The 3980-nt window shown below is 64.8% G+C and carries 5 protein-coding genes and 1 pseudogene; 1 reads left to right on the top strand and 5 read right to left on the bottom strand.

Annotation, left to right across the window (positions count from 1 at the left end; translation table 11 throughout):
• The 3 genes from AYR66_RS11370 to AYR66_RS11360 all read right to left on the bottom strand — a co-directional run.
• Positions 1-182, bottom strand: a 182-nt coding sequence (locus AYR66_RS11370; protein ID WP_141104219.1) for an alkylphosphonate utilization protein, incomplete at its 3' end; no start/stop codon positions are given.
• A 64-nt stretch (positions 183-246) separates the two neighbouring features.
• Complete coding sequence (gene otnI / locus AYR66_RS11365) at positions 247-1020, bottom strand: 2-oxo-tetronate isomerase (protein ID WP_088709756.1); 774 nt, start codon at positions 1018-1020, stop codon at positions 247-249.
• A 42-nt stretch (positions 1021-1062) separates the two neighbouring features.
• Positions 1063-1464 carry a hypothetical protein gene (locus AYR66_RS11360; RefSeq protein WP_088707582.1) on the bottom strand — a complete coding sequence of 134 codons (402 nt, stop codon included), beginning with the start codon at positions 1462-1464 and terminating at the stop codon, positions 1063-1065.
• Positions 1465-1584: 120 nt separating this feature from the next.
• On the opposite strand from AYR66_RS11360, the gene AYR66_RS11355 reads away from it, so the two are divergent.
• Positions 1585-2148 (top strand): flavin reductase family protein, encoded by a 564-nt coding sequence (locus tag AYR66_RS11355; protein WP_088707581.1) that lies wholly within the window; start codon positions 1585-1587, stop codon positions 2146-2148.
• Here the strand turns inward: AYR66_RS11355 and AYR66_RS11350 are convergent, their stop codons facing one another.
• On the bottom strand, positions 2149-3606 hold the full coding sequence (locus AYR66_RS11350) for an NAD-dependent succinate-semialdehyde dehydrogenase (RefSeq protein WP_170942122.1): 1458 nt from the start codon (positions 3604-3606) through the stop codon (positions 2149-2151).
• 28 nt (positions 3607-3634) lie between these two features.
• A pseudogene (locus AYR66_RS11345) lies at positions 3635-3980 on the bottom strand (iron-containing alcohol dehydrogenase); the annotation flags it as partial.

Here is a 3980-nt window from a genome sequence, read left to right as displayed (position 1 = left end):
GTGACGGTGTCGCCGTCCTGCAGGATGTTGCCGGCGGCGTCGCGGTAGACCTTGGCGGTTTCTTCGGCCGCGCCTGCGGCCTGCGGCGACCATTCATGCGCGCACTCCGGGCAGATGTACTGGCCGCCGTCTTCGTAGGTGAATGCGGATTGGCATTGGGGGCACGGGGGGAGGGTGCTCATGGGGGTGTCCTTGGTGGGATGGGGAAAGGGGAGAAGTATACTTCCTCATCCGCCATTCGCGGCCTTATCGTCCCCCGATCCAGCCGAGGCCTTCGACCGTGCCCTTCGCTGGCCGGTACTCGCAGCCGATCCAGCCGTCGTAGCCGAGCTCGTCCAGCAGGTTGAACAGGAAGGGGTAGTTGACTTCGCCGGTGTCCGGTTCGTTGCGCGCGGGAACGCCGGCGACCTGGATGTGCCCGATATGCGGCAGCCAGTGGTTTACCTTGGTGGCAAGATCGCCTTCCATGATCTGCGCATGGTAGAAATCCATCTGCACCTTCAGGTTGGCGGCGCCGACTTCTTCGCGGATCGCATGGGCGTCAGCCTGCAGGTTCAGGAAGTAGCCGGGCATGTCGCGCGTGTTGATCGGTTCGATCATCACCGCGATGCCATGCCGTGCCGCTTCCTCGCAGGCGTGGCGCAGGTTGGCGATGTACGCTGCATGGCAGGCATCGACGTCGGCGCCGTGCGGGACGATCCCCGCCATCATGTGCAGGCGCGGCGTACCGAGGATCTTTGCGTAGCCGATCGCCTTCAGCACGCCTTCGCGGAATTCCGCCTCGCGTCCCGGCAGGCAGGCGATGCCGCGCTCGCCTGCCGACCAGTCGCCCGGCGGCAGGTTGAACAGCACGTTTTCCAGGCCATGGGACTTGAGTTCGCGCGCAATGTCTTCGGCCGGATGCTCATACGGGAACAGGAACTCCACTCCCTTGAAGCCGGCCTTCGCCGCAGCCTCGAACCGCTGCAGGAAAGGCACTTCGTTGAACATCATGGTCAGGTTCGCGGCAAATCTGGGCACGGGCATTCCCCTTGAAAGTATGGTTGATGCGGCGGCACGTGCTCAGCCGAGCAGGTCGTGCGCGTTCAGGATTGCAAAGACGATATCAGGATTCTTCTCGAGGCACCGCCGGATGGCGGCGGGCACGTTCTGCCGCGTCTTGCGGCACAGCCCGGGCTGCTCGGCTAGCCGGATGTTCAGGCCGCGCACCGTGCGCACCTCGTTCGCGCCGGGTGCGATCTCGAGCACGATGCCGAGCTGCGCATGCATGCGCTCGCCGATGCGCTGCAGTTCCTCGTACGACGTGATGCTTTCGATGCGATCCAGCAGCCGCTTCTCTTCCTCGCGCGTCAGGCGCAGGATGCGGAGGTCGCCCTGCGGGTCGTTCAGCAGGTCATCCCGCCCGCAGACGCAGGCGCCGGGCGGACATTCCTTGCGGAGCGGAAAAGGTGGCTGGGCAATCATGGGCAGCGCGCCGGGTGTCGTCGTCCTGCGATAGACAGTCTTGCTGCACACAGTATCCCCGCGGCGGCAAGCGACTGTCAAACCGGATCATAATGGAGCATTCAAACCGCTGCACGCATCATGTCCAACCGCATCCCCGTCGAATTACCCAAGGCCTACCGCCTGCTCAATCACGGCCCGACCGTGCTCGTCACCAGCGCCCATGGCGGCGCATCGAATGTAATGGCTGCCGCCTGGTCGATGCCGCTGGATTTCTCCCCGCCCAAGGTGGCGGTGGTCATCGACCGCAACACGCGCACGCGCGAGCTGGTGGAGGCATCGGGTGAATTCGCGCTCAATGTGCCGTCGCGGCAGATCGCGGCGCAGACACTCGCGGTGGGATCGGCGTCGGGAAGGGAAATCGACAAGTTCGGCGAATTCGGATTGACCGCATTCCCCGGCGGGAAGATCGCAGCGCCGCTGCTGGAGGGCTGCCTCGGCTGGCTGGAGTGCCGGGTGATTCCGGAACCGCACATCCAGGGGACGTACGACCTGTTCCTCGGCGAAGTGGTTGCCGCATGGGCGGATCCGGCCGCGTTCAGGGACGGGCACTGGATATTTGAAGAAGGAACGCCCCGCTCCATCCATTACATTGCCGGAGGCAATTTCTTTGAGACGGGCGAGGCGTTCGAGGTGAAGAAGTAATTACTGCATGCCACCCAGGCACAGGTACTTGATCTGCAGGTACTCTTCGATGCCGTAGTGCGAGCCTTCACGGCCGATGCCGGATTCCTTCACGCCGCCGAAGGGCGCGACCTCGTTGGAGATCATGCCTTCGTTGATGCCGACCATGCCGTATTCGAGCTGCTCGGCCACGCGCCACACGCGGCCGATGTCGCGCGAATAGAAATACGCGGCGAGGCCGTAGCGGGTGTTATTGGCCAGCGCGACAGCTTCCTCGTCGGTCTTGAAGCGGAACAGCGGCGCCACCGGGCCGAAGATTTCTTCCTGCGCGACCAGCATGTCCGGCGTGACACCGGTGAGCACGGTCGGGGCGAAGAAGTTGCCGTTCAGCGCGGCGCCGCCGACGATCGCCTGCGCACCTTTGTCGACCGCGTCATCGACGAGGCGTTCGACCTTGTGCACGGCGGCCTCGTTGATCAGCGGGCCGATCTGCACGCCGGGTTCCAGGCCGTCTCCCACCTTCATTTCGCGGACCGCATGCGCGAGCTTTTCCGCGAACAGGTCATAGATGCCGTCCTGCACGATCAGGCGGTTGGCGCACACGCAGGTCTGGCCGGCGTTGCGGTACTTGGATGCGATGGCGCCGCGCACCGCCGCATCCACATCGGCGTCGTTGAAGACGATGAAGGGCGCATTGCCGCCGAGCTCCAGCGATACCTTTTTTACCGTGTCGGCGCATTGCGCCATCAGGCGCTTGCCGACGGGCGTGGAGCCGGTGAAGCTGAGCTTGCGCACGATCGGGTTGGCGGTCAGTTCGCCGCCGACTTCGGCGGGGCGCGCCGTCGTCACGACGTTGAGCACGCCTGCCGGAATGCCGGCGCGCGCGCCGAGTTCGGCCAGCGCCAGCGCGCACAGCGGTGTGGCTTCCGCCGGCTTGACGACGGAGGTGCAGCCGGCAGCCAGCGCCGGACCGACCTTGCGGGTGATCATCGCGATCGGGAAATTCCACGGTGTGATGGCGGCGGTGACGCCGACCGGCTGCTTGATGACGATGAGGCGCTTGTCGCCCGCCGGGGACGGGATCACGTCCCCGTAGACGCGCTTGCCTTCTTCGGCGAACCATTCGATAAACGAGGCGCCGTACGCGACTTCGCCGCGCGCTTCGGCCAGCGGCTTGCCCTGTTCGAGCGTCATCAGCTTTGCCAGGTCTTCCTGGCTGGCGAGGATGAGTTCGAACCAGCGGCGCAGGATGGCGGCGCGTTCCTTCGCGGTTTTCGCGCTCCAGGCCGGGAGCGCGGCACCGGCGGCGGCGATTGCCCGGCGGGTTTCATCGGCGCCCATGTCGGGCACGGCGGCAATGGTTTCGCCGCTGGCGGGATTGCGGATGGCGTTGGTCGCGCCGGCGTCGGCGACGCACCATTCGCCGTTGATGTAGGCCTTCTGGCGGAACAGGGCGGGATCGTTGAGCTGGATGGTCATGGTGTATGTTCAATAGGGGAATTAGGCATCAATAGACCGAGCGGTAAATGGCGAGCGCGTCTTCATACGCCACATCGCGCGGATTGTTCACCAGCAGGCGCTGCACGTTCATCGCGTCCTTCGCCAGCATCTCCAGGTCGCCTTCCGGCACGCCTGCACTCTTCAGGTCCTGCTCGAACGGCATCTCGACAACGAGTTTGCGCATGGCATCGATGAAGGCGCGCGCGGCTGCGGCGTCGGTCTCGAACGTGCTTGCAGGGAGAATGGCGCGGCCCAGTTCCGCATACATTTTTTCTGCTGCCGGCAGGTTGAATTCCAGCACCGGCAACAGCACCAGCGCATTGGTCAGTCCATGCGGCAGGTGGTGGTGGCCG

This window comes from Noviherbaspirillum denitrificans (assembly GCF_002211445.1).
In the GTDB taxonomy this organism is placed as follows: domain Bacteria; phylum Pseudomonadota; class Gammaproteobacteria; order Burkholderiales; family Burkholderiaceae_D; genus Noviherbaspirillum; species Noviherbaspirillum denitrificans.
This window is presented reverse-complemented; position numbering and strand designations above follow the sequence as displayed.

Excerpts from the sequence above, each read along its gene's own strand:
- AYR66_RS11350 (WP_170942122.1), bottom strand. The coding sequence starts at position 3,606 with ATGACCATCCAGCTCAACGATCCCGCCCTGTTCCGCCAGAAGGCCTAC.
- AYR66_RS11355 (WP_088707581.1), top strand. The coding sequence starts at position 1,585 with ATGTCCAACCGCATCCCCGTCGAATTACCCAAGGCCTACCGCCTGCTC.
- AYR66_RS11360 (WP_088707582.1), bottom strand. The coding sequence starts at position 1,464 with ATGATTGCCCAGCCACCTTTTCCGCTCCGCAAGGAATGTCCGCCCGGC.